Genomic DNA, 23707 nt, shown 5'->3' with positions numbered 1-23707 from the left:
AATTGCCTATATTCACGGCAAAATTTAAATATAATGTAATTCAGTATGAAAATTTTAAAATTTGGTGGTACATCTGTCGGTAGTGCAGAGCGCATCAAAGGGTTGTTAGATATTGTAAACCCTTCTGAGCGTCAAGTTGTGGTGTTGTCAGCTGTGTCTGGGACAACAAATGCTTTAGTAGAAATTGGTCAAGCATATCTTGCAGATGATAAGAACTTGGCGAAGGAATTAATAAAGAAGCATAAAGACAAGTACGAAGACCTCATTAAGGAATTGTTCAAAACTGAAGCTGGATATAAAAACGGCAAGAGCTTAATCGATTCGCATTTTAATTTTATTGAAAGTTTTGCACATGAGATTTTTACTCCTGTAGAAGATAAGATCATTCTAGCACAGGGGGAATTGATGTCAACTGCTTTATTCCATTTTCATCTAACAGAAATAAATGTTCCATCCGTATTATTACCGGCATTAGATTTTATGAAGATTGACGAGGATAATGAGCCTGTGGTAGACTATATAACAGAGAAATTGACTCCTTTGCTTGACAATTATCCTGATAATACGCTGTTTATAACGCAGGGCTTTATTTGCCGTAATTCTTTTGGTGAGGTAGATAATCTACGTCGTGGAGGATCGGATTATACTGCATCATTAATCGGTGCTGCGATTGGAGCTGAAGAGGTTCAGATCTGGACCGATATCGATGGAATGCATAATAATGATCCAAGAATCGTAAAAAATACAACCCCAATTGCGCATTTGAGTTTTGACGAAGCGGCAGAATTAGCTTATTTCGGTGCAAAAATTTTACATCCGCAATCGGTATTTCCTGCTCAAAAATATAATGTACCCGTTCGCTTGTTGAATACGATGGATCCTCAGGCTAAAGGTACGCTTATTAGTAAAGAAGGTGGTCAAAAGGGGAGTATTCGTGCAATAGCCGCTAAAGATGGAATCACAGCTATTCATATTCATTCTTCACGTATGCTTTTGGCCTATGGTTTTTTACGTCGTGTATTTGAAATATTTGAACGTTATAAGACACCAATTGATATGATTACAACATCGGAGGTTGCTGTTTCTGTAACGATAGACGATACGAAAAATCTACAGGATATTATTAAAGAAGTCGAAGATTTTGGGACTGTGTCGGTGGATGAACATCAAACCATCGTGTGTGTGGTAGGGGATTTTGACTTGAATACACATGGGTATGCGGCCCGAGTATTGGATGCTGTAAAACACTTACCGGTCCGAATGATTTCATATGGAGGTTCGGATTATAATGTATCAGTTCTGTTGGACACGGATCATAAAGTGGAAGCATTACGCTCGTTACACAACCGTTTATTTTAATTGAAATAACCAAAATGAAAAACGAAAATATAGAGAGTCAGTTCGTAGGAAAGGAAACTCCTTTTTATTACTACGACCTGAACGTTTTGGAAGAAACGTTGGATGCGGCTTATGCCGCTTCCAGTAAGCGTGGATTCCATGTGCATTTTGCTTTGAAATCAAATTTCAACAGCCGTTTGCTTGAAATGATCCAAAGTAAAGGTTTTGGAGCAGATTGTGTAAGTGGAAATGAGGTGCAACAGGCTATTAATGCGGGGTTTGATGCAAAAATGATCACTTTTGCTGGTGTAGGTAAGTCTGATAAGGAAATTAATCTTGCTTTAGCGCACGATATTTTTGCTTTCAATGTCGAGTCTATTCAGGAATTGGAGGTGATCAATGAGTTGGCTGCTGTTCAGGGAAGAAAAGCTAAAGTAGCATTACGTATTAATCCTAATGTAGATGCACATACCCATCATTATATCACAACGGGATTAGATGAGAATAAATTTGGTGTTACAAATGCGGAACTTGAAAGAGCTGCAGCTGTGATACGGAAGTGTGAGAATATCGAACTTATTGGTTTACATTTTCATATCGGTTCTCAAATAACAGATATGAATGTATTCAAGAGCCTATGTGTGAAAGTGAATGAATGGAAAAATTGGTTTGAAGAACGTGGTGTCTTCATCAAAGTTTTAAATGTTGGAGGTGGACTGGGAGTGGATTATCATAACCCAGATACGAATGCAATTCCTGATTTTGAAGCATATTTTGATATTTTTGATAAATTCTTAGAAAGAACTCCACAACAGGAAGTCCATTTTGAGTTAGGGCGTGCATTAGTTGCGCAATGTGGTTCTTTAATCAGTAAAGTACTTTATGTAAAGAATGGTGTTAAGAAGAACTTTTTAATATTAGATGCAGGTATGACTGAATTGATGCGACCTGCATTATATCAGGCTTTTCATAAAATAGAAAAGCTTGGAGATGCAAATGCAACAGAACTTATCAATTATGATGTTGTAGGACCTATCTGCGAAAGCTCCGATTGCTTTGGAAAAGAGGTCACATTGCCATTATCGAAAAGAGGAGATCTTGTTGCTATACGTACCGCTGGTGCATATGGTGAAGTAATGTCTTCACGCTATAATCTCAGAGAGGAGATTCGCTATGTATATAGTGACGAATTAGTCTAAAACTACCCTATGAAAATAGAACTGGCTTAAACTACTGATAGTTTAAGCCTTTTCGTTTTGTAGGAATATTTGTTTTTCATTTGCAGAATAAATGGAATAGCGAAATATATTTCTGTTTTGCTATACATCCTTGTACCTTTGTATATGCAACAGATTCAACATATACTTCGAAAATTATTTAGTGAGGAGCGGATTAGAGTAGATTTTAATGTAAAGGGAGGGACTACTACTTTACTCGCTAGTTTTGCATATTTACCGATCCGGGAGCTTTTAAATTTTAATATTAACATAAAAGAAGAGTATCGAGATATTTTGAGTGAATTGGACGTTGCTAAGGAATTGGAACCTGTTGCGTCACTTTTGTTAAAAGGTATGCTAAGTATGCAAGCCGGTCATGATGATGCAACAAAATATCTATATGAAGCTCAAAAAGTCCAGGTAACAGCATTAGGATATAGTTATTTGGCATTATGCTATTTTATGAAAGGAGATTTTGATAAGTCTATTCAGATTTATTCAAATGCGATTACCGATTTCCCCAAAGAACCTTATTTTTATGCCTGTCGCTGTGTACTGAATCGATGTTTAGATGATGATGAGGGAGCTTTTTATGATTATCAGGTCGCAAAACGTCTCGATTTCAATTATCACAGTCTGCTAGAGTGGCATGAGCATCTTTCCTATTTGGAAACCCTTAAAATGGATCAGCTGGAACTTCAGGAATTGGAAAGCACTTGGGAACAAGATCCAGAACGATTAGATGTCTTAACGAAGCTCGCTTTGGAGTATGTACACATTTATGATTATCAAAAAGCTATTCGTTTATATTCTCAAGGAATCAATATGGCGGATAATCAAGCAGAATGGTATGTTTACCGTGCGGCAATCTACAGCAAATTAACGTTGTATATAGAAGCTCTTGAGGATTGTAATCAAGCTTTATCAATTGATGAAAATTGTGTTTCTGCTTATATTTTACGAGCAAAGTTATTGGAATGTCTACACGAACATGACGCCGCACTTGAGGATTATAGAAAAGCAGCCTCTCTGAATCCTGAACATACTGCCATATATGAGGAGCGGGCTTCGCTTTTTGAAAGATTAGGGAAATTTGAAGATGCTATCGTCGATTATTCTAAATTGATCGCCTTAATGAAGGATGACTTTTATCCTTATGTACTTCGCGCAGATATGTTCGAACGTATAGGAAAGCAGGAAGAGGCTTTGTTGGATTATAATCGTGCTATAGACTTGAATCCTTACTATTCAGATCTTTATCAGTATCGTGCTGCAATACGGGAATCTTTAGGTGATAAAGTAGGCGCTGAATCTGATTTACAAAAATTCGAAGAGTTGGATGAAGAGTAATAAAAGATAAAAAAGGTTCAGTTGTTTAAAACTGAACCTTTTTTATCGTTAAATTCCTAACTCAACCTGAAATAGAAACCCCCAGGAGTTCTTTTGATCGGCATTGTCAAATTGACCATCTTTAAAAGTATAATTACCACTCAAATTGAATTTTAAGCGATGTGCTTTCATATATTTGTTAATACCAGCTTCAATAATTTCTGTTTGTTTTTCATATGCCCGAATATCTTTGTGAGGTTGGACAAAGGTATAGCGGCTTACGACCTCGTATCCATGATTCATCAGGTAAGACATCTGTTGATTAACTCCAAAACCTTTATAAGCATAGGCGGTATTTCCCTGTAAATCGATGTTCATTGGATTGTCGACATCACGACGCATATACTCGGCTTGATAAGCAAAACCCTGATATTTAAAAATTGCATCTATAAAGCTGGTCTTTAAAGTAAAAGGATTTTCAACATATTTACCCGTTTGACCGCCTATACGGGTTGTTCTGTCGTTAAAGCTGTAACCTCCCCCAATAGATAGTTTTGGTGTTTCTTCACGCTCTATGTCCCCTTCGGAATAATCGCCTCCATTTTCAAAATTGCCGAATGGTAAAAATTCTACCCTACCTGTGTAAGATAAGCCTCCATCTGTTCCGCTTGCAGCTCTGCCTTCACCTGTTGATATAGCAACTTTTGCATTAATAGGTACTTCGCCAATTTTTTTACTCAGATTGGCACTCATACCGAAATCACGATCTAAGGTAAACCTGGTATTCACTAAGGAGCGATCTGCAAACTGGAGCTGTCCAGATGAATTGACGCGTTGCCTATTTCCTGGTAATTTGTTTTGACCGAAACTGATGTAGAAATCGTCAGTAAAGTTATAGAATACAACAGCATCACGTACAATATTTGGAATACCGGTTTCATCGAAATCTTGATCACTTCTTGTAAAGGCTAATTGTAATGAGTAGCTAATCTTAGGCGTGTAGATGTAACCATCGACCCGCATTCTTAGTCTACGTACACGCGCATCCCATTCGCCGTTCTTTTCTCCGTCTAATTTTTCTGTGAAACCGGCACGGTTTTGCATTCTAAATCTGAAGTTTGTGTAGAAAAGGGAATCTTTGCTATGGAATTGAATTCCTTTGAAATTTAAGATAGTAGCTCTATCATCTCGTTCTTGCGCTTTTGTGGCACAGGTTAAGGTCGCTAGTAAGGCTGTAAGGGTAACAATTTTTGTTGCTCTCATTCGTCTTTTAAAAAAATATTATAGTAAGGGTTGTGTGTACTTAAATTATAACAGTTTAATTTGCTTGTAAAAAATAGCGTATTAATAAAATAATATTTTTAGCATCTATCTATAAAAGATACGGATTAATCATGATTCTTACGGATAGAACTTTATATATTATATGCGTGCGACAGTCATTTTAGCTAAATCCAATGTCAGTGATTCTATTCTTGACAAGAAACTAAGTATAAAACAAAGTGATTTGCTGCTGTTTTTTTTATTTTCAAACACAAAGATAATAATCTAATTGAATAGAGGAGAAAAATGAGATGAAATGATAAGTAAAAGGCTACTTTATAGGTGGCCTTTTACTTATCATAATTCTTTACGTAAACGTGCAACAGGTATATTGAGTGCTTCGCGATATTTTGCAACGGTACGTCTAGCGATATTGTAACCTTTATCTTTTAAGATTTCGGTCAGCTTTTCATCAGCAAGAGGTTTGCGTTTATCTTCATTTGCGATGCATTCTTCTAAGATCTTTTTAACTTCTTTATTGGATACTTCTTCTCCAGATTCTGTTTGAATAGCTTCGGAGAAAAATGATTTAAGAAGAAATGTCCCAAATTCTGTTTGTACATATTTTGAGTTGGCAACACGGGATACAGTCGAGATATCCATACCTATGCGATCGGCAATATCTTTTAATATCATCGGTCTAAGCTTAACATCATCACCTGTTAAAAAGTAGTCATACTGATACTCCATGATGGCATTCATTGTTTTTAGCAATGTCTGCTGTCTTTGTTTTATCGCATCAATAAACCATTTCGCAGAATCGAGTTTCTGTTTTACAAACTGAACAGCTTCTTTCATTTTTTTATCCTTTTGATCGGATTTCTCATAATGTTCGAACATGTTCTGGTAAGAACGACTCACACGTAGTTCTGGTGCATTTCGTCCGTTTAATGTTAGATGCAGTACTCCATCGTTGTTAATGATGTGAAAATCGGGAATGACATGTAACTGTTTACCTGCAACAGCTCCTGAATCACCTGGTTTTGGATTTAATTTTAGAATTTCATTTACAATATTTTTAAGATCATCTGAGGTTAACCCTAGCGATTTTTCAAGTTTATCATAATGCTTCTTGGTAAATTCGTCCAAATAATTTTTTACAACTTTAGTTGCCTGAATGATGGTTGGATTATTTTGATCTTTCTTTTGTAATTGTATCAGCAAGCATTCTTGTAAATCACGAGCTCCGATACCTGCCGGTTCAAAATCTTGAATAACCTTTAACATTTCTAATACTTCGCTTTCAGTAGCGATAACATTTTGAGAAAACGCAAGGTCATCAATGAGACTTAATATTGGACGACGTAAGTATCCGTCATCATCTAAACTTCCAATAATTTGCTGACCGATTAAGAAATCACGGTCATCTAAGGCTAGTAAATCGAGCTGTTGTTGTAATTTCTCAAAAAATGAATCTTGTACAGCAATGGGAATCTCTTTTTTATCATCATCTTCGTCAGTATAATTATAGTTGTTGGAGTAATCAGTATAATCATCTTCCTGGATATATTCATCTACGTTGAACTCATCGCTGTCGAAGCTTTCTTCACTATCAAAACTCTCATCTGGATCGCGATCTGGGTATTCTTCGTTCGGTTCGGCCATGTTTGCTAAACTGCCGTCCTCAAGTGCTGGATTCTCCTCTAATTCTTCTTTAATGCGTGCGTCCAAAGAGACTGTAGGAACCTGTAAAAGTTTAATAAACTGAATCTGCTGTGGAGATAGTTTTTGTAATAACTTTTGTTGTAAGGTTTGCTTTAACATGTTTTTCTATGACTAATTCGAATATAAATTTATATAAATTATATTGATTTAAGAAACAAAAATACATGGAAAAGGTATTTGGGTATAATTTTTGTAGCTATCTATAATCTTATACTCCTAATTATCAGAATTGGAATAATGAAATGTTAAATTTCGTTAATTCTTCTTTATGACATGTAAAAGCTATTTTTTTTGCTTGTTTTCACAAAACATTTTTAGACCTTTACCATATGTTTAAACGTATTAAGAATAAATATATACGCTATATAGCAATTGCTATATATTTTTTAATCGTCCTTGTTTGTGCTATACAGCTTAACTTTTTGGGGCTATTTGGCTACTCGCCTACAAAAAAGGATATTACGATGCCCAGTGTTAATATCTCGACCGAATTGTATACTGCAGATAGTGTTTTGATCGGTCGTTATTTTGATGAAGACCGTAATCCAGTGGCTTTTGACAGCATATCTAAAAACGTGATCAATGCGCTGGTGGCTACAGAGGATGTTCGCTTTTATAAACATAGCGGAGTTGATTTTTTAGGTCTCGGATCTGGTATTGTTTCTACTTTATCTGGAGATAGAAGAGGGGCTAGTACAATTACGCAACAATTGGCAAAAAACTTATATCGTACACGCTATAATAAATCGGGTGGTCTTCTTGGTAAAATACCTGGTGTTGGTTTAATTGTAACCAAGTTTAAGGAATGGATGACCGCTTATAAATTGGAGTCACGATATGAAAAAAATGAAATTATAACGATGTATTTAAATACCGTTTCATTCAGTAATAATTCATATGGTATCCAAACGGCTGCACGACGTTATTTTAGTAAAAATGCAAGTGAACTTAGCATCAATGAAGCTGCGGTATTAGTGGGTATGCTGAAGGGAACAACAATTTATAATCCTATGCGTAATCTAGACAAATCGCGTGAGCGCCGAAATGTCGTTTTAACTCAAATGGAGAAGGCAAAGTATATTGATCAAACTCAGGTTGATCAGTTGTCAAAGGAGCCATTGGTATTACGTACGGAGAACAAAGATATACATGCGGGTGAAGATTCTTATTTACGGGCAGCGGTAGAGCGTTGGCTGGAGAAGTGGGCTGATGAAAATGATATGGATATCTATAAGGATGGTCTAAAGATTTATACTACAATCAACTCAAAGCTTCAAAAACATGCCGAGGAAGCTGTTGCGAAGCAGATGCAGGTATTGCAACGGAGATTGAAGAATGCATGGGGTAGTGAAGAGCCGTGGCGTGATTTGTCAGGTAAGGTAATTCCTGGATTTATTGAAAACTTGGTAAAAAAGACAGACTATTATAAATTTTTGGTAAAAAAATATGATCAACGTACTGACAGTATTGATTTCTACTTGAACCGTAAAAAAGAAATGGAAGTATTTTCTTGGAAAGGAGAGCGGATGCGTGAGAAAGTACAGATGTCCACTGTTGATTCGATCAAATACTATGTAACAATGTTAAATACGGGTGTGATGAGTATGGATCCATATTCTGCTGAAATTAAAGTGTGGGTAGGAGGTATCGATCATCAGTTTTTTAAATATGATCATGTTAATCAATCTAAAAGACAGGCAGGTTCTACATTCAAACCTTTTGTTTATTTAGCAGCATTGGAATCCGGTATGACACCTTGTGATCAGATTCAAGATAAGCCCGTAACCATTAAGATTGATAAAGGAGATTCAATTGAAGTCTGGGAGCCTAAAAATGCTGACTGGAATTTTAGCTATCGGGATATGTCATTGCGTTGGGCCATGGCGCGTTCGGTAAATTCGATTACAGTTCAACTGACAGAGAAAGTAGGGGCTGATAAAATTGTTGAAGCGGCACATCGAGTTGGAATTGAAAGTAAATTGAGTCCTGTGGCGTCGATCGGTTTGGGACCAAATGATGTTTCAGTTTTTGAAATGGTAAATGGTTATGCTACAATGATGAATCACGGTGAACGTGTAACACCTATTCTTGTTTCTCGAATAGAAGATTATGACGGAAAAGTGATTGCAACTTTTAAACCTGAACGTAAGCAGGTAGTGGATAAACAAGATGCATGGCTGATGACCTATATGCTTCGCGGAGGAATGGAAGAACCGGGAGGAACTTCACAGGCATTATGGGAGTATGATCTTTTTGATAAGGAAAATGAGATTGGTGGAAAAACGGGTACTTCTTCGGAGTATGTAGATGGGTGGTACATGGGTGTTACCAAAGATCTGGTAACTGCGGTGTGGGTCGGTTGTGACGATCGAAATATCCATTTTAAAAATTCGCAGACCGGTGAGGGTTCTAAAACCGCGCTACCAATTTTTGGTTTATTTATGGAATCTGTTTATAAGGATAAGCAGTTAGGCTATACGCAGGGTAAATTTCCTGCTCCAACTGTGGAAATTACAAAGAAGTATAAGTGTGAAACTCCTCGTCCGCCTCGTGAAGAGGTTGTCTCAGATTCAACCGCTGTAGATGATGAGATGTTAATCGATGGTCTGGAAGATCTGCAAAATGGTGGTACAACTCAAGAAGAAGGGTTATCAACTTCTGGAGATGATGATGCTTCTGATGTGTTATCTACCCATAATGATGCAGCGGCAATAAGACCGCGTGATTCACTAGGTTTTGGTGATTAATACGTTCTCTTAAAAATTTTAAATCGGTTGTTTATGAAGTATAAACAACCGATTTTTTTTTGGAAGTATCCATATTAGTTGGACATAGGTTGTTCCAATTCGCATTTTGTTTTCTGATGAGCTTCTCCTTCTGCATCCGTGTAAAGTGATTTAATTCAAATTGTCTTTTTTCAGCGTGTTCCTGACAATCAAATTTTTCCATATAAACGACACGAGTTAAGTGTGGGCCATTGGGAAAGAAAATGTTGCAGCTGCTTTTTATTTCGTTCATCGCCCGGTTAAAGTCTGATGTGATATCTACATTTAAGAACTGTCTGTTGCTGTCCGTAATGATGTATAATGTGTGTGATTTCATGTTTTGAGCTAATAAATTTGGTTATTTGTATAATTTTTACTAATTTTATTGGCACAATAATACTAATATTTTTAGATATTAAAAATTAAAATTAAAAAAATATGCCAAACATAGCTTCCAATCTTAAGTTTTTAAGAAAAACGAAAAGGCTTACACAACAGCAGTTTGCTGACTTAATGGAGATAAAACGTGCTTCTGTAGGGGCGTATGAAGAAGATCGGGCAGAGCCAAAATATGAATTACTAAAAAAAATAGCAGAGTTTTATGACCTTTCAATGGATGAGCTTGCTAATGATGAGATAAATGAAAAATGGAAACGGGCTCCTAAAAGTAATGCTTCTAATTTGCGGGTACTTAGTGTTACCGTTGACGGGCTTGACCGCGAAAATATCGAGTTGGTTCCAGTAAAAGCGAGCGCTGGCTATATGAATGGTTATGCTGATCCGGAATATGTTGCAACGTTACCGAAATTTTCGTTACCGATGTTCAATCAAGGAACCTATCGGGCTTTTGAAATCAAGGGTGATTCGATGCGTCCTTTGGCTAGTGGTTCTATTGTCGTCGCAGAATATGTGGAGAACTGGAATGATATTAAGCCAGGGCAGACCTATATTGTCGTTTCAAAAGATGAGGGGGTTGTCTACAAGCGAATAGCATTTAAATTTAAAGAAGATAAAGGTCTGAAGTTAGTTTCTGATAATAAGAGCTACGATCCATATTGGGTAGAAGCGAGTGATATTATGGAAGTTTGGAAAGCAAAAGCGTTTATTAGTACAACGCTTCCGGAACCTAGTAATGAACCTTCTATGGAGACTTTGACAAGCATGATGGCAGAAATGCAAAAAACAATTAATTCGGTTGTGGATAAGGGTTAGAGGATCATTTTTGATGGATCTTTTTTATCTATATTTTGATAGTTGAAAAAAAATATTTACCTTTGTCTTATCTGAGAGGAAGGGGGCAACGTATGCCCCCTTTTTTAATTCATTGATTTCAGTATTTTTATTCGTTTTCGAAAGAATATGCAAAATGTAGAGAAAAGAGTTATCGAACTCGTCCAAGAAAAATTAGCAGATCGCGATGATTTGTTTATTGTAAGTGTTAAATTTCATCCGAACAGCGTGTTGGAAGTTTTGCTAGATGGTGATCAGGGAATTAGTATCGATGATTGTGTACAGGTTAGTAAATTTGTCGGATTTCAGTTGGAAGAAGAGGGGACAGTAGAGAAAGCTTATCGTCTTGAAGTTTCTTCTCCGGGTCTAGATGCTAATTTTGTTAATCAAAGGCAATATGAGAAAAATATTGGACGCAATGTGCAAGTGAAGTTAAATGATGGTACAAAAACGGAAGGTACATTGTTAGCCGTTGAGGATGCACAGATAACAATTGAAGAAACAATAAAAGAAAAAGGTAAAAAAGCGGAGCAGGTTGCTCGCATTATACCTTTTGAACAAATAAAAGCAACTAAGGTGTTAATTTCATTTAAATAAAAATGAGCAGCAATATCAATTTGATTGACTCTTTCCAAGAGTTTAAAGAGTTTAAAAACATTGACCGACCTACGGTTATTTCTGTCTTAGAAGAAGTATTTCGTAGTATGATCCGTAGACGTTTTGGTACAGATGAAAACTGTGATGTTATCGTAAATCCTGATAATGGAGATTTAGAGATATGGAGAACACGCGTTGTTGTTGAAGATGAATTTTCGGAAGATGATGATCTTGAAATTGAATTAACAGAAGCGAAGAAATTTGATGCTGATTTAGAAGTTGGCGATGATTATATTGAACAGATAACGTTAGAGAGTTTTGGTCGTCGTGCTATTTTAGCAGCCCGTCAAACTTTGGTTTCAAAAGTTTTGGAATTGGAGAAAGACGAAGTTTTCAAAAAGTATAAAGACCGTGAAGGGGAGTTGGTGATCGGCGAGGTTTATCAAATCTGGAAAAAAGAATTGCTTGTGTTAGATGATGACGGTAATGAATTAATTTTACCGAAGACAGAACAAATTCCTGCAGATTATTTTAAGAAAGGTGATAGCATTCGTGCAGTCGTTTATAAAGTGGATATGATGAATAATAATCCTAAGATTCTTATTTCTCGTACTGCTCCAGAATTTTTACAACGTTTATTTGAACTGGAAGTTCCTGAGATTTTTGATGGTTTGATTACGATTAAGAAAATCGTTCGCGAACCAGGAGAGCGTGCTAAAGTGGCAGTAGAATCTTATGATGATCGTATTGATCCTGTTGGTGCTTGTGTGGGTATGAAAGGATCTCGTATTCATGGTATCGTTCGTGAATTGCGTAATGAGAATATCGATGTAATCAACTTTACAACGAATCATTCACTTTACATTACACGTGCATTAAGCCCAGCTCGTATTAGCTCAATCAAGATTGATGAAGAAAATAAGACGGCTGCAGTGTATTTAAAATCTGATCAAGTTTCTTTGGCAATTGGTCGTGGTGGACACAATATCAAATTGGCAGGTAAATTGACCGGTTATGAGATCGATGTTTATCGTGAGAATGACGAGTTTGATGAAGATGTGGATATCGAAGAATTCAGCGATGAAATCGAAAGCTGGGTAATTGATGCATTGAAACGTGTAGGTTTAGATTCAGCACGTTCAGTATTGGCATTGACAGAAGAAGAGTTGTCTAGAAGGACTGACTTGGAAGAAGATACGGTAAAAGACATTTTACGTATTTTACAGGCTGAATTTGAATAAAATGAAGCCACATAATTTATTTTCATCTCTATTTCGAATTTAATTGTTATAGAGATGTAAAAAAAACATATTTTTGTATTAAATATTTAATTAGTTAAAATAATAGATGACTGAAGGAAAAGGTACAAACCTGCTTAAAGCAGCAAAGGAACTCAATATTGGCATATCTACTGCCGTAGATTGTTTAGTGAAAAAAGGGTATGACGTCGACGCCAAACCTGGTACTAAGCTATCCGGAGAGATGTACAATGTGCTGTTGAAAGAGTTTCAAGGTGACAAGATCGTGAAAGATGAAGCTAAACAAATTGTGATTGGCAAAATTCGTCGTGATGAGTCGCCAGTCGCTTCTCCTAAAGAATCATCTAAAAATGACGATTATGAAGAAACTGTAGCTTCAAAAGATATTTTGATAAAAAATGCTGCGGTAAATACAAGAGAAGAATCTAATGCAGATAAAAAAGAGAATCCAGTTGAAAAGGTAACGGGTTCTGAGGCAAAGGAAAATTCATCAAATACACACACTGGAGGTATGAAGGTTGTGGGTAAAATTGATTTAGATGCTTTGAAAAGAGGATCTAAACCTAAGAAAGAGGAAACTCCAGAAGTGAAAGCTGAAACTCCAAAGGAAGTGGAGAAGAAGCCTGAGGTAGTTAAAGAAGCAACTCCTACAGCTCCAAAACCTATCGTAAAAGAAGAGCCTAAAGTAGAAGTTCCTAAAGCTCCGATAGTGGAAGCACAAAAAATAGAAGAGAAAGCGCCAGAAGCACCTAAGGTTGTCATTGCTGCACCTCAAAAAGTTGAAGTTAAAACTGAAGCTCCTAAAGTTCAAGAGAAGAAAGTGGTAGAAGAAAAGCCAAAAAATGAAAAACCTGCTGTGAAAGCACCGGTTGAAACTCCTGTAAAGGAAGTGAAAAAAGTTAATCCTGCAGATGAGGTTATTAGTGCTAAAGCAGAGAGATTAACAGGTCCAAAAGTAATTGGTAAGATTGAATTGCCTACGGCAAGACCTTCTCATCGTGATAAGCCTGTAGCATCTTCTTCAAGTGCTACTGGTAATGATCATAAGCGTAAACGTAAACGTACGAATAATACAGGAACTCCGCCTCAGGGTGGTGGTACCCATCCAAATCGTACTGGAGGTCCAAACCAAGGTGGTGGAAATCATCCAAATCGTACTGGTGGAAATCATCCAGCGGGGAATAATCAAAACCGCCCAGCAGGAGGTCCAGGAGGAAATAATCAAAACCGTCCAGCGGGAGGTCCAGGAGGACATCATAACCGTCCAGGAGGTCCAGGTGCAAATAAAGGTCGTCCAGCCTTCAATAATAGAAGTAATGGACCTAATGTACCAAAAGAAGAGCCTACTGAAAAGGAAATCCAAGATCAAATCAAGGCTACATTAGCGCGCTTAAGTGGTGCTGGTAAGTCAGGTAAATTTGCTCAACGTGCGAAATTGAGACGTCAAAAACGTGACGATGTCGCAACTAACGCGGAGGAGGAAGCATTAGAAAGAGAAATGCAAGCAAAAGTGTTGCGTGTTACAGAATTTGTAACGGCAAACGAACTTGCTAACTTAATGGATGTGGCTGTTACACAAATTATCGCGACTTGTATGAGTTTAGGTATGTTTGTTTCCATTAACCAACGTCTAGATGCAGAAACTTTAACCATTGTTGCTGATGAATTTGGTTACCAAATTGAATTTATCAAACCTGAAGATGAAGAGATTGCTGATCTTGAAGAAGCTGACAATGAAGATGCATTGATTTCTCGTGCTCCGATTGTTACGGTAATGGGTCACGTCGATCACGGTAAAACATCTTTATTAGATTACGTGCGTAAAGCAAATGTAACAGGTGGTGAAGCAGGAGGTATTACGCAGCATATTGGTGCTTATGCGGTACAATTGGACGGTGGACGTAAGATCACTTTCTTAGATACTCCAGGTCACGAAGCCTTTACAGCGATGCGTGCTCGTGGTGCAAAAGTAACAGATATCGTGATTATTGTTATTGCAGCGGATGATGCTGTGATGCCACAAACGAAAGAAGCAATCAACCACGCACAAGCTGCTGGTGTGCCAATCGTATTTGCATTTACAAAAATTGACAAGCCAGGTGCTAATACAGATCGTATTAAAGAGCAGTTGTCTCAAATGAATATACTAGTAGAGGATTGGGGTGGTAAATACCAAGCACAGGAGATTTCAGCAAAAACTGGATTGAATGTAGATCTTTTATTAGAAAAAGTATTATTAGAAGCAGAGATGCTTGACTTAAAAGCTGATCCGAACAAACGTGCTGTTGGTTCTGTAATTGAAGCTGCTTTGGATAAAGGTAGAGGAATTGTGACAACAGTGCTGATATTAGGAGGTACTTTACGTGTGGGAGATCCTATTTTAGCAGGTTCTCATAGTGGTAAAGTGAAAGCTTTAACAAATGAACGTGGTGAGCGTGTGAAAGAAGCAGGTCCTTCTGTACCGGTTCAAATCTTAGGTATGGCAGGGGCACCTACTGCAGGTGATAAGTTCTATACTATGGAGAGTGAATCTGAAGCTCGTAATGTGGCGAATAAACGTCTTCAATTACAACGTGAGCAAGGTATGCGTGCTACGAAACATATTACTTTGGATGAGATCGGTCGTCGTTTGGCAATCGGTAACTTTAAAGAGTTGAACGTGATCGTAAAAGGTGACGTGGATGGTTCGATCGAGGCATTATCTGATTCATTATTGAAATTATCAACACAAGAGATTCAAGTGAATGTAATTCACAAATCTGTGGGTGCTATCTCAGAGTCAGATGTTTTATTAGCTTCTGCTTCTGATGCAATTATCATCGGTTTCCAAGTTCGTCCATCTATAGGTGCACGTAAATTGGCTGAACAAGAGCAAATTGATATTCGTCTTTACTCAATCATTTACGATGCTATTGCAGAACTTAAATCGGCAATGGAAGGTATGTTGGCTCCGAAATTTGAAGAAAAAATCGTTGCTAACGTTGAGATCCGTGAGACATTTAAAATCTCTAAGGTCGGTACAATTGCAGGTTGTATGGTCTTGGATGGTAAAATTAACCGCAATAATGATATTCGTATCGTCCGTGATGGTGTTGTTGTTTTCACAGGTAAATTAGCTTCATTGAAACGTTTCAAAGACGATGTGAAAGAAGTTTCATTCGGTTATGAGTGTGGTTTGAATATTCAAGGATATAATGATATTCAAGAAGGTGATATCGTTGAAGCATACGAACAAGTTGAAGTAAAACGTAAGTTGTAATTAAACAATTATCATACATAAAAGGAGCGTTTTTAATAAAACGCTCCTTTTTTTATGAGTTTTAAAACACACAGATAGTTCTTGATAGGAAGTGGGAGTTAATTATAAGATCTTATCCATATTCCTAAAGTAAGATGATTTCATTAAAATCATGCAAATAGAACGGATGATCTGAAATGAGTATTTTTTACCGTAATGTTTTTTTATATTAAAGCGACTTACAGTAACTGTTTCTACTTTATAAGTTTCTTACTATCCAAAAACCAATTACAATGATAAAAACGATTACAATTGCTTTATAACCAAATAGTATCTTTCGCCATTTAAGCATTTTTGGCGTAGGTGATTTTTGATATTCAAAGATTAATCCTGTGATGATATAGGGGATAGCGATGATCAGTAAAAAATTTTGCCTCCATGCGTTCTGGAGGTCAAAATTTAAAAGATAATGTATGGCGCGTTGTGATCCACATCCGGGACATTTGTAGCCTGTAATGACATAAAATGGGCATTTAGGAAAAATGTCATACTGTATCGGATTAAAGAACTTATATGTAAGAATTAAGATGAATAGAAGTATAATCCCTATGGACCATAGATAATATTTCTTAATTACCATAATTAAATATAGATCCAACTACACCTAAGATCATCAATAGTACATATAATACTGTCATCACAATGGAAACAATAAAACCAATTTTAGTCCATTTTTTAGCTTCATCTGATGCTCTTTGTGCACCTTGTAGATCTCCTGCATAGAATCTGGATTCAACTTTTGCTGCATTTATTATTCCCGCTATTCCAAAAGGAAGACAACATAAAATTGTAACTAAAATAGATTCAACTAACCATGTTTTAGGTACGGTATTTAAAAATGGGTCATAGGCTTTATTTTGAGGATCGGCTGACTGGTTGAAGGGAGATTGTCCAGTTGCTTGAAATGGATTAGGAGGATTAGGAGGGGAGGCTATGTTTGAAGAAAATAAAGCAGCAAGCTCAGGAACTTCACTGGCTTTTCTCCAATCACCCATTCCTTCATACCATACATTTGTTTCTGGTGTAATGTTTTTATATTTGAGCTCTTCGAGAGTAAAGGGTCCAAAGTTTGTGTAGCCATCTGTATAAAAGTACTTTTTCATATTTTAGAGTTTTATAATTTATTTAAATATAGAAAAAAAGGGGAGAGTTGATGTTTTTTGTAAAATATTTTTATGTTTTACCGTATACCAACTTTATCTTTTTGTCAGTTTTATGTGTATAAAATCGCTCCAGATATTATGATCAGTCAGCTGTTTCCAAATACCTGAAAATTCATTGTTCTCCTTACTGAACCCACCTTTAAACTTTAAGTTAGTTCCGGTAAATGTCCAAAGGTGATTGTCTAATATAGCATTCATAAAGCCAGATTGACCTTGATTGTTATAATATTGCATGCTGTAATGTTGACGTACGACGTCATATCCTATAATTTCATGGGTAAGGCTATTTGACGTTCCTATCATGACATTTGCCTGGTGCAAAAGAAAAGATTTGTCTAGAATCCAACAATATGTATCAGTCCCTTTGATTTTAACTTCTGGAGCATTATTGGTTTCTAGAATAATACCGTCGGTATCCCAGGTTCCTATAAAATGATTTAAATGCTGTTTTGCTATTTGATCCATTTTCGATTCTTAGGTCAATTTTTTTTATTAACTGTAGTTCAGAATATTGGTATTTGAATTTACACTCTTTATTTTTTTAATAGATGTGCTCGATTATATTCATAATTCATTCGTGCAATATTGAGTACTGAAATACCTTGTGGACATTCAACTTCACAGGCTTCTGTATTGGAGCAATGGCCAAAGAGTTCTTCATCCATTTGATTTACCATATCAATGACCCTTGTAAGTCTTTCTTCTTTACCTTGTGGGAGTAATACCATATGGTTGATTTTTGCTGATGTAAAAAGGGCCGCGCTTCCATTTTTACAGGTGGCAACACAGGCTCCGCATCCGATACAGGCAGCAGCATCAAATGCCGCTTCTGTCACTTGATGTGTTACGGGAATGGTCAGTGCTTCCGGCGCTTGTCCTGTATTGATTGATACAAATCCACCTGAAGAGATAATGCGGTCAAATGCCGAACGATCTACTTTTAAATCTTTTTTTACGGGAAACGCTTCAGATCTAAATGGTTCGATAAATACCACCTCCCCATCTTTGAAGGACCTTAAATGTAATTGACAGGTAGTCGTATTTTTCAGCGGTCCATGCGCAATACCATTTATCATCATACCACATTGTCCACAGATTCCTTCACGACAGTCGTGATCAAATTCAACAGGTGTGTCATTGGCCAATATGAGCTTTTCATTTAATGTATCTAGCATCTCTAAAAAGGACATATGCGGATTGAGGTTTTCCAAAGTATAGTCTACAAGTTTGCCATCAGCATTTTTATTCTCTTGTCTCCATATTTTTAGATGTAATTTCATAGCTTGAATTTTAATTATTTATAACTACGTACAATAGGTTGAATGACTTCAAATGATAGTGGTTCTTTATGAAGAATAGGAACAGATCTGTTGTTCCATTCCCATGCCGAAATGAATTGATATTCGGCATCATTTCTTTTTGCTTCGCCTTCAGCTGTCTGATATTCTTCACGGAAATGTGCACCACAAGATTCATTTCTAGTCAGGGCGTCATAGCACATTAATTCTCCGATTTCGAGGTAATCAGCGACTCTTCCAGCTTTCTCTATTTCTGTATTCATTGTTTCCTCATTTCCCGGAATATGAACATTTCTATAAAACTCTTCCCGTAATTTCTGAATCTCCAAGATTGCGAATTTTAATCCGGCTTCATTTCGTGCAAGGCCACAGTAATCATATAGTATTTTACCAAGAGTCTTATGGTAATAATCCACAGTTTTTGTTCCTTTGCTTTTGCTGAATTGTTGCAATTGTGTTCTGACTTCTTGCTCTGCTTTCTCAAATTCCGTATGATCTGTTGATATTTTTCCCGTGTGGATATCACCTGAGAGATAATTTGCTATGGTATAAGGAGCAATAAAATAGCCATCCACGGAGGCTTGAAGGAGAGAATTTGCTCCTAATCGATTAGCTCCGTGGTCTGCAAAATTAGCTTCTCCTAAAGCAAATAACCCAGGAATTGTCGTCATTAATTCGTAATCTACCCAAAGTCCTCCCATTGAAAAGTGGGCCGATGGAGAAATCATCATTGGTACTTGATAAGCATTATAACCGGTAATTTTTTCATACATGTCGAATAAATTACCGTACTTTTCTTTTATTTTGTCTATTCCTTGTTCTTTAATGGCTTTAGAAAAATCCAGATAAACGGCATTTTTTAAGGGACCGATTCCAAATCCGGCATCAATTCTTTCTTTTGCAGCGCGTGAAGAAATATCTCTAGGGGCTAGATTTCCAAATGCGGGGTATCTTCTTTCCAGATAGTAATCTCTTTCTTGTTCGGGAATGTCATTAGCAGAGCGCTGTTCATTTTCTTTAAGTGGTACCCATATGCGTCCATCATTTCTTAAAGACTCGGACATGAGTGTTAATTTAGATTGATAATCTCCAGACTGCGGTAATGATGTCGGATGAATCTGAATCCAGCTTGGGCTGGCCATTAATGCACCTTTTTTATGCGCCCTCCATATCGCAGAACCATTGCAACCCATCGCTAAAGTGGAAAGATAATAGATTTTCCCATAACCTCCAGTAGCCAGTACAACAGCATGTGCGGCATGGCGTTCAATCTCGCCAGTATCGAGATTTCTGATAATTACACCACGCGCTTTTCCTTCTATAATCACTAGATCTAACATTTCATGACGGGCATGTAATTTGACTGTTTTTTTTCCGACTTGACGCATAAGTGCTTGATAAGATCCAAGTAGCAATTGCTGTCCGGTCTGTCCTCTTGAATAAAATGTCCGGCTTACTTGAACACCACCGAAAGAACGATTGTTGAGATAGCCTCCATATTCTCGACCAAATGGGACACCTTGAGCAACGGCTTGATCGATGAGATTGAGGGAACATTCAGCCATTCTGTATACATTAGCCTCTCGCGCACGAAAATCTCCTCCTTTTAAAGTATCAACAAACATCCGGTAGATGCTATCGCCATCATTCTTATAATTTTTTGCGGCATTGACACCGCCCTGCGCCGCGACAGAATGGGCGCGTCTTGGACTGTCTTGAAAACAAAATGATTTTACATTATAACCCATTTCACCCAATGATGCAGCAAGAGAGCTTCCCGCTAGCCCAGTTCCTATTACGATGACATCTAGTTTTTTACGATTTGCCGGATTGACTAATTTTGCAGTTTTTTTATAGTTTTCCCATTTTTTCTCTAAAGAACCTTCGGGGATTTTTGCATCTAAATTCATATTCTTAACATATAAAGGTTTAGCTATTGTGTAAAGTAAATGTAGATGGGCATCATAGCAAACCCTACACTTATAATAATGGAGTAAGCTATGCCACAGGTTTTGATCCACTTTACATATTTTGGATGAAAGAGACCTAAAGTACGAATGGCACTATGTACACCATGAATGAGGTGGTAGCATAATGCAACCATAGATAAGACGTAAATGAGCACATACCACCATTCTTTAAATGTGGTTACTACCAAAATATAAAGATCTTTATTACCATTGCTATCTATTGGTGGACTCCCGAATTTATAGACGTACCAAAAATTTTGAAAATGAATGACTAGAAATATTAAAATAATGGTACCTAGAATACCCATGTTGCGACTATACCATTTACTCGCCCTTTGTCTTTGATCACGTTGATACTGTTTTCCGGATTTTCTATTTTTAAGGGTAATGACCAAAGCATCCAGGGCATGTATCAGAATGCTTGCATAAAGTACATATGAAACTATTTTTATTAAAATATTACCAGATAGAAATTGAGAATAGGCATTGAACTGTGTATGGGCCTGTTCGGAAGGTAAAAACAGTTGCAAATTTCCTAAAAAGTGAATGATAAGGAAAAAACATAGGAATAAACCTGTCAAACACATTACTAATTTTCGAGATAGGGTTGATAACATAAGCAAAGAATTAATAATAACCGATTATTTTCATCCACAGACCACCAACTGCCATGTAGATCACGAGTAACAGCACTCCAATTTCAAAACCCTTTACCCACCATGACTTGAGATCGACATAGCCACTACCGAAATAAACAGGAGCAGGACCATGTCCATAATGTGTAAGGACACCATATATAGATCCTACGAAACCAAGCATCATCGCCAATAGCATACCTGGTATACCTAAGGAAACTCCTACTCCGAGCATAGCGGCGTACATTGCCGCGACATGTGCAGTAGCACTGGCAAAAATATAATGGCTGTAGAAATAGACTAAAATGATGACAGGAAAGGCAACAATCCAATTTAATCCGCCGATCTCCGTTTTGATCAAATCACTGAACCAGCCAATAAAACCAAGTTCATTTAAAGAGCTGGCCATCATGACAAGTACTGCAAACCACACAATGGTGTCCCATGCTCCTTTCTCTGATTTTACATCTTCCCAAGTCAGGACAGATGTGAGCAATAACAGTGTCAGTCCAATAAATGCTGTAGTTGTGGCATCTATGGATAGTGATCCTCCGAAAATCCATAATCCCAACAGTATAAAAAAAGCAAGTAACATCAGCCATTCATTTGTTTTAATAGCACCCATTTCTTTTAATTTTTCAGTAGCCATTTTAGGTGCATCAGCAGTTTTTTTTAGTTCTGGTGGGTATAATTTGTATAAAACTAATGGAACAATAAAAAATGCAACAATTCCGGGTACAAATCCAGCCGCAGCCCATGACATCCAAGTGATATTTATTCCCAAATCTGCAGCGAATTTCTGACACATGGGATTACTCGCTGTTCCGGTAAGAAACATTGATGAGGCAATGAGGTTCATGTAATAACTATTAAGTGTTAGATATGAACCGATTTTTTTATGAGTGCTCGGATCTTCTGGCAGAGATCCAAAACTAATAGCCATTGATTTCATAATAGGGTAGATGATACCTCCACCACGGGCAGTATTACTAGGAATAGCAGGAGCAAGACAAACGTCTGCAAGCCCCAATCCATAAGCTAATCCCAAAGAACTTTTTCCGAATATTTTGATAAATATAAATGCTATTCTGTTTCCTAAGCCGGTTTTAATAAACCCTCTTGCTATAAAAAATGAGATTCCTATAAGCCAGATTACTTTATCACCAAAACCACTTAATGATTTGGTAATGGATAGAGAGGCATTACCAGGTGCTAGAACCTGTGTAAAAGCGGTGAACCCAATGGCCAACATACACATGGTACCCATAGGAGCAGCTTTTAGTATGATACCCAGGATAGTTGCCGCAAATATAGCAAATAGGTGCCAAGCCTCGGGTGACACACCCTTTGGTATAGGTATAAACCAAATAATCAATGCGAAAGCAAAGGTTATACCCATCTTTTTAATGTCCACTTCTTTCATATTTTCTGTTTAAGGTTATAATCGACTTTGTACTTGTAAAATGAACAAATTACCATTGTATTTGTTTGTACTTTCAATTTGATGTTTATAATAATCCATCTGCATACCCATTTGTATTCTAGCCCCGTAGTTTTTGAGAAATTCCAAGCTTACCATAGGAACTAAAGACTGTCTGGGATTAGATTTTTGTCTGAAATCAGTATCTAAGTATTCATATCTACAAGAAAACTCAATAGCTTTCAGGTTTTTATAATCAATTTCATAACGCATATTCGGTAAGAAGTAAGCTCCTCGCATTTGGTATTGATAAATATCTTGTAGTCGCTCTGTTTCTTCGAGACTGAAGTATAGATTGTGATTAATCGCCTGCTTAGCTTCGATCTGAAAATCTATATTCCATTTATGTGCAAGCTGAAATTTAGACGATACATCAAATGCTAAAGCATGTACATTTCTTTTAAACACGGTACCCGTACCACCGTTTAAACCAATACTGAAATCATATTTTTTTGCCAGATCAAATACGATCCTTGTTAAAAATTGTTTTCCATTATCTTTATCCGAAACCTGATTTTTTCCATTTCCATTCACAACAGAAACGGCATAACGCATTGGTATGGTTCCTAACGGTAATGTACCGCCTACGGAAGCCCCAATTTGAAAACTTGTCCAACCATTTTTTCCAAATTCGGTATATTGGTTAGACCATTCCAATGATTTGATGATATCCACGGGATAAGTTTCTTCTAATCCAAACCAAGGTCTGAACTGCCCAACGGTAATGGCAACTTTGGGATTAAAACTGTACCGTAGGTAAGCGTTCTCTAAAACTCGGGTCTTGGGATCATTTTTAAAATCAGCAAAATTTGCTAAAGCAACAACTTCTACTCTTCTGCTAATTTGTCCTTTGAGTTGCGCGCGCATGTATTTGAGCGCAAAGGAATTATTGGTGCCCTTATCATCTGTATGGTGAAGGCCTTCTACATCAACATTTTTTTTAAGACTTGTTGTAAACCTTCCTTGAAAAAGCCCCTTGAACTGAAATTTGGGGTAACTTTCTAAAATTTCTCCTTGCGTACTATCGGGCACTTGGGCGCGAGCCGATATACTGTATAAAAGTAAAAATCCAATTAAAGTGCATGTTGCAAAAGGTAAGTTTTTTTTCATATAAAATAGTTAATGTAAAAGAACAGGAAA

The 23707-nt window shown here is 37.0% G+C and carries 19 protein-coding genes; 8 read left to right on the top strand and 11 right to left on the bottom strand.

What is annotated here, in order from left to right; translation table 11 throughout:
- The first annotated feature begins 45 nt into the window (after positions 1 to 45).
- From JAZ75_RS23590 to JAZ75_RS23580, 3 genes are all read left to right on the top strand, one after another.
- Positions 46 to 1359 (top strand): aspartate kinase, encoded by a 1314-nt coding sequence (locus JAZ75_RS23590; protein ID WP_132845463.1) that lies wholly within the window; start codon positions 46 to 48, stop codon positions 1357 to 1359.
- A 14-nt stretch (positions 1360 to 1373) separates the two neighbouring features.
- The gene (lysA, locus tag JAZ75_RS23585; protein WP_208698977.1) at positions 1374 to 2537 is read left to right on the top strand and encodes a diaminopimelate decarboxylase; all 1164 of its coding nucleotides are present in this window, start codon (positions 1374 to 1376) and stop codon (positions 2535 to 2537) included.
- A gap of 144 nt (positions 2538 to 2681) precedes the next feature.
- Positions 2682 to 3905, top strand: coding sequence for a tetratricopeptide repeat protein (locus tag JAZ75_RS23580; RefSeq protein WP_208698975.1), 1224 nt, complete (start codon positions 2682 to 2684; stop codon positions 3903 to 3905).
- Between the two features lie 48 nt (positions 3906 to 3953).
- Here JAZ75_RS23580 and JAZ75_RS23575 read toward each other — a convergent pair whose 3' ends face one another.
- Positions 3954 to 5147 carry a porin gene (locus JAZ75_RS23575; RefSeq protein ID WP_208698973.1) on the bottom strand — a complete coding sequence of 398 codons (1194 nt, stop codon included), beginning with the start codon at positions 5145 to 5147 and terminating at the stop codon, positions 3954 to 3956.
- 357 nt (positions 5148 to 5504) lie between these two features.
- Complete coding sequence (gene rpoN / locus JAZ75_RS23570; protein WP_021189499.1) at positions 5505 to 6971, bottom strand: RNA polymerase factor sigma-54; 1467 nt, start codon at positions 6969 to 6971, stop codon at positions 5505 to 5507.
- A 230-nt stretch (positions 6972 to 7201) separates the two neighbouring features.
- Between rpoN and JAZ75_RS23565 the strand changes: the two genes are divergently transcribed.
- Positions 7202 to 9619, top strand: coding sequence for a penicillin-binding protein 1A (locus JAZ75_RS23565; protein ID WP_208698972.1), 2418 nt, complete (start codon positions 7202 to 7204; stop codon positions 9617 to 9619).
- Positions 9620 to 9650: 31 nt separating this feature from the next.
- Here JAZ75_RS23565 and JAZ75_RS23560 read toward each other — a convergent pair whose 3' ends face one another.
- A complete protein-coding gene (locus tag JAZ75_RS23560) occupies positions 9651 to 9974 on the bottom strand; it encodes a GIY-YIG nuclease family protein (protein ID WP_132845561.1) in 324 nt (107 codons plus the stop codon).
- A 101-nt stretch (positions 9975 to 10075) separates the two neighbouring features.
- On the opposite strand from JAZ75_RS23560, the gene JAZ75_RS23555 reads away from it, so the two are divergent.
- The 4 genes from JAZ75_RS23555 (at position 10076) to infB (ending at position 15982) form a co-directional block, all read left to right on the top strand.
- Entirely contained in the window at positions 10076 to 10849 is a 774-nt protein-coding gene (locus JAZ75_RS23555; protein ID WP_132771100.1) for an XRE family transcriptional regulator, read from the top strand.
- A gap of 147 nt (positions 10850 to 10996) precedes the next feature.
- Entirely contained in the window at positions 10997 to 11464 is a 468-nt protein-coding gene (gene rimP / locus JAZ75_RS23550) for a ribosome assembly cofactor RimP (RefSeq protein WP_021189503.1), read from the top strand.
- A 2-nt stretch (positions 11465 to 11466) separates the two neighbouring features.
- The gene (nusA, locus tag JAZ75_RS23545; RefSeq protein ID WP_021189504.1) at positions 11467 to 12705 is read left to right on the top strand and encodes a transcription termination factor NusA; all 1239 of its coding nucleotides are present in this window, start codon (positions 11467 to 11469) and stop codon (positions 12703 to 12705) included.
- A gap of 106 nt (positions 12706 to 12811) precedes the next feature.
- On the top strand, positions 12812 to 15982 hold the full coding sequence (gene infB / locus JAZ75_RS23540) for a translation initiation factor IF-2 (RefSeq protein ID WP_208698970.1): 3171 nt from the start codon (positions 12812 to 12814) through the stop codon (positions 15980 to 15982).
- Between the two features lie 238 nt (positions 15983 to 16220).
- Here the strand turns inward: infB and JAZ75_RS26275 are convergent, their stop codons facing one another.
- The 8 genes from JAZ75_RS26275 to JAZ75_RS23500 all read right to left on the bottom strand — a co-directional run bounded on the left by JAZ75_RS26275 (position 16221) and on the right by JAZ75_RS23500 (position 23677).
- On the bottom strand, positions 16221 to 16601 hold the full coding sequence (locus JAZ75_RS26275; protein WP_132771102.1) for a DUF2752 domain-containing protein: 381 nt from the start codon (positions 16599 to 16601) through the stop codon (positions 16221 to 16223).
- Positions 16591 to 17124: a CD225/dispanin family protein gene (locus tag JAZ75_RS23530; RefSeq protein ID WP_183914907.1), complete on the bottom strand. Its 534-nt coding sequence runs from the start codon at positions 17122 to 17124 to the stop codon at positions 16591 to 16593. Before JAZ75_RS23530 ends, JAZ75_RS26275 begins: the two co-directional genes overlap by 11 nt.
- Before the next feature lie 93 nt (positions 17125 to 17217).
- Positions 17218 to 17649, bottom strand: a complete 432-nt coding sequence (locus tag JAZ75_RS23525) for a DUF1579 family protein (RefSeq protein ID WP_208698968.1) — start codon at positions 17647 to 17649, stop codon at positions 17218 to 17220.
- Between the two features lie 68 nt (positions 17650 to 17717).
- The gene (locus JAZ75_RS23520) at positions 17718 to 18464 is read right to left on the bottom strand and encodes a succinate dehydrogenase/fumarate reductase iron-sulfur subunit (protein WP_208698966.1); all 747 of its coding nucleotides are present in this window, start codon (positions 18462 to 18464) and stop codon (positions 17718 to 17720) included.
- Positions 18465 to 18478: 14 nt separating this feature from the next.
- Positions 18479 to 20392, bottom strand: a complete 1914-nt coding sequence (locus tag JAZ75_RS23515) for a fumarate reductase/succinate dehydrogenase flavoprotein subunit (protein WP_183914901.1) — start codon at positions 20390 to 20392, stop codon at positions 18479 to 18481.
- A gap of 23 nt (positions 20393 to 20415) precedes the next feature.
- On the bottom strand, positions 20416 to 21069 hold the full coding sequence (locus JAZ75_RS23510; RefSeq protein ID WP_132845567.1) for a succinate dehydrogenase cytochrome b subunit: 654 nt from the start codon (positions 21067 to 21069) through the stop codon (positions 20416 to 20418).
- A 10-nt stretch (positions 21070 to 21079) separates the two neighbouring features.
- On the bottom strand, positions 21080 to 22510 hold the full coding sequence (locus tag JAZ75_RS23505) for an anion permease (RefSeq protein WP_132771106.1): 1431 nt from the start codon (positions 22508 to 22510) through the stop codon (positions 21080 to 21082).
- Between the two features lie 15 nt (positions 22511 to 22525).
- Entirely contained in the window at positions 22526 to 23677 is a 1152-nt protein-coding gene (locus JAZ75_RS23500; protein WP_208698964.1) for a porin, read from the bottom strand.
- Positions 23678 to 23707 lie beyond the last annotated feature (30 nt).

This window comes from Sphingobacterium sp. UDSM-2020, assembly GCF_016132525.1.
GTDB classification, from domain to species: Bacteria; Bacteroidota; Bacteroidia; order Sphingobacteriales; family Sphingobacteriaceae; genus Sphingobacterium; species Sphingobacterium anhuiense.
Note: the sequence above shows the minus strand (reverse complement) of the source record. Positions and strands in the feature narration are given on the sequence as shown.

Coding starts and splice junctions, on each gene's coding strand:
- lysA (WP_208698977.1), top strand. CDS start 1,374: ATGAAAAACGAAAATATAGAGAGTCAGTTCGTAGGAAAGGAAACTCCT.
- JAZ75_RS23590 (WP_132845463.1), top strand. CDS start 46: ATGAAAATTTTAAAATTTGGTGGTACATCTGTCGGTAGTGCAGAGCGC.
- JAZ75_RS23565 (WP_208698972.1), top strand. CDS start 7,202: ATGTTTAAACGTATTAAGAATAAATATATACGCTATATAGCAATTGCT.
- JAZ75_RS23520 (WP_208698966.1), bottom strand. CDS start 18,464: ATGAAATTACATCTAAAAATATGGAGACAAGAGAATAAAAATGCTGAT.
- JAZ75_RS23530 (WP_183914907.1), bottom strand. CDS start 17,124: ATGAAAAAGTACTTTTATACAGATGGCTACACAAACTTTGGACCCTTT.
- JAZ75_RS23580 (WP_208698975.1), top strand. CDS start 2,682: ATGCAACAGATTCAACATATACTTCGAAAATTATTTAGTGAGGAGCGG.
- JAZ75_RS23500 (WP_208698964.1), bottom strand. CDS start 23,677: ATGAAAAAAAACTTACCTTTTGCAACATGCACTTTAATTGGATTTTTA.
- JAZ75_RS23515 (WP_183914901.1), bottom strand. CDS start 20,392: ATGAATTTAGATGCAAAAATCCCCGAAGGTTCTTTAGAGAAAAAATGG.
- rimP (WP_021189503.1), top strand. CDS start 10,997: ATGCAAAATGTAGAGAAAAGAGTTATCGAACTCGTCCAAGAAAAATTA.
- rpoN (WP_021189499.1), bottom strand. CDS start 6,971: ATGTTAAAGCAAACCTTACAACAAAAGTTATTACAAAAACTATCTCCA.
- JAZ75_RS23555 (WP_132771100.1), top strand. CDS start 10,076: ATGCCAAACATAGCTTCCAATCTTAAGTTTTTAAGAAAAACGAAAAGG.
- nusA (WP_021189504.1), top strand. CDS start 11,467: ATGAGCAGCAATATCAATTTGATTGACTCTTTCCAAGAGTTTAAAGAG.
- infB (WP_208698970.1), top strand. CDS start 12,812: ATGACTGAAGGAAAAGGTACAAACCTGCTTAAAGCAGCAAAGGAACTC.
- JAZ75_RS23510 (WP_132845567.1), bottom strand. CDS start 21,069: ATGTTATCAACCCTATCTCGAAAATTAGTAATGTGTTTGACAGGTTTA.
- JAZ75_RS26275 (WP_132771102.1), bottom strand. CDS start 16,601: ATGGTAATTAAGAAATATTATCTATGGTCCATAGGGATTATACTTCTA.
- JAZ75_RS23560 (WP_132845561.1), bottom strand. CDS start 9,974: ATGAAATCACACACATTATACATCATTACGGACAGCAACAGACAGTTC.
- JAZ75_RS23525 (WP_208698968.1), bottom strand. CDS start 17,649: ATGGATCAAATAGCAAAACAGCATTTAAATCATTTTATAGGAACCTGG.
- JAZ75_RS23505 (WP_132771106.1), bottom strand. CDS start 22,510: ATGAAAGAAGTGGACATTAAAAAGATGGGTATAACCTTTGCTTTCGCA.
- JAZ75_RS23575 (WP_208698973.1), bottom strand. CDS start 5,147: ATGAGAGCAACAAAAATTGTTACCCTTACAGCCTTACTAGCGACCTTA.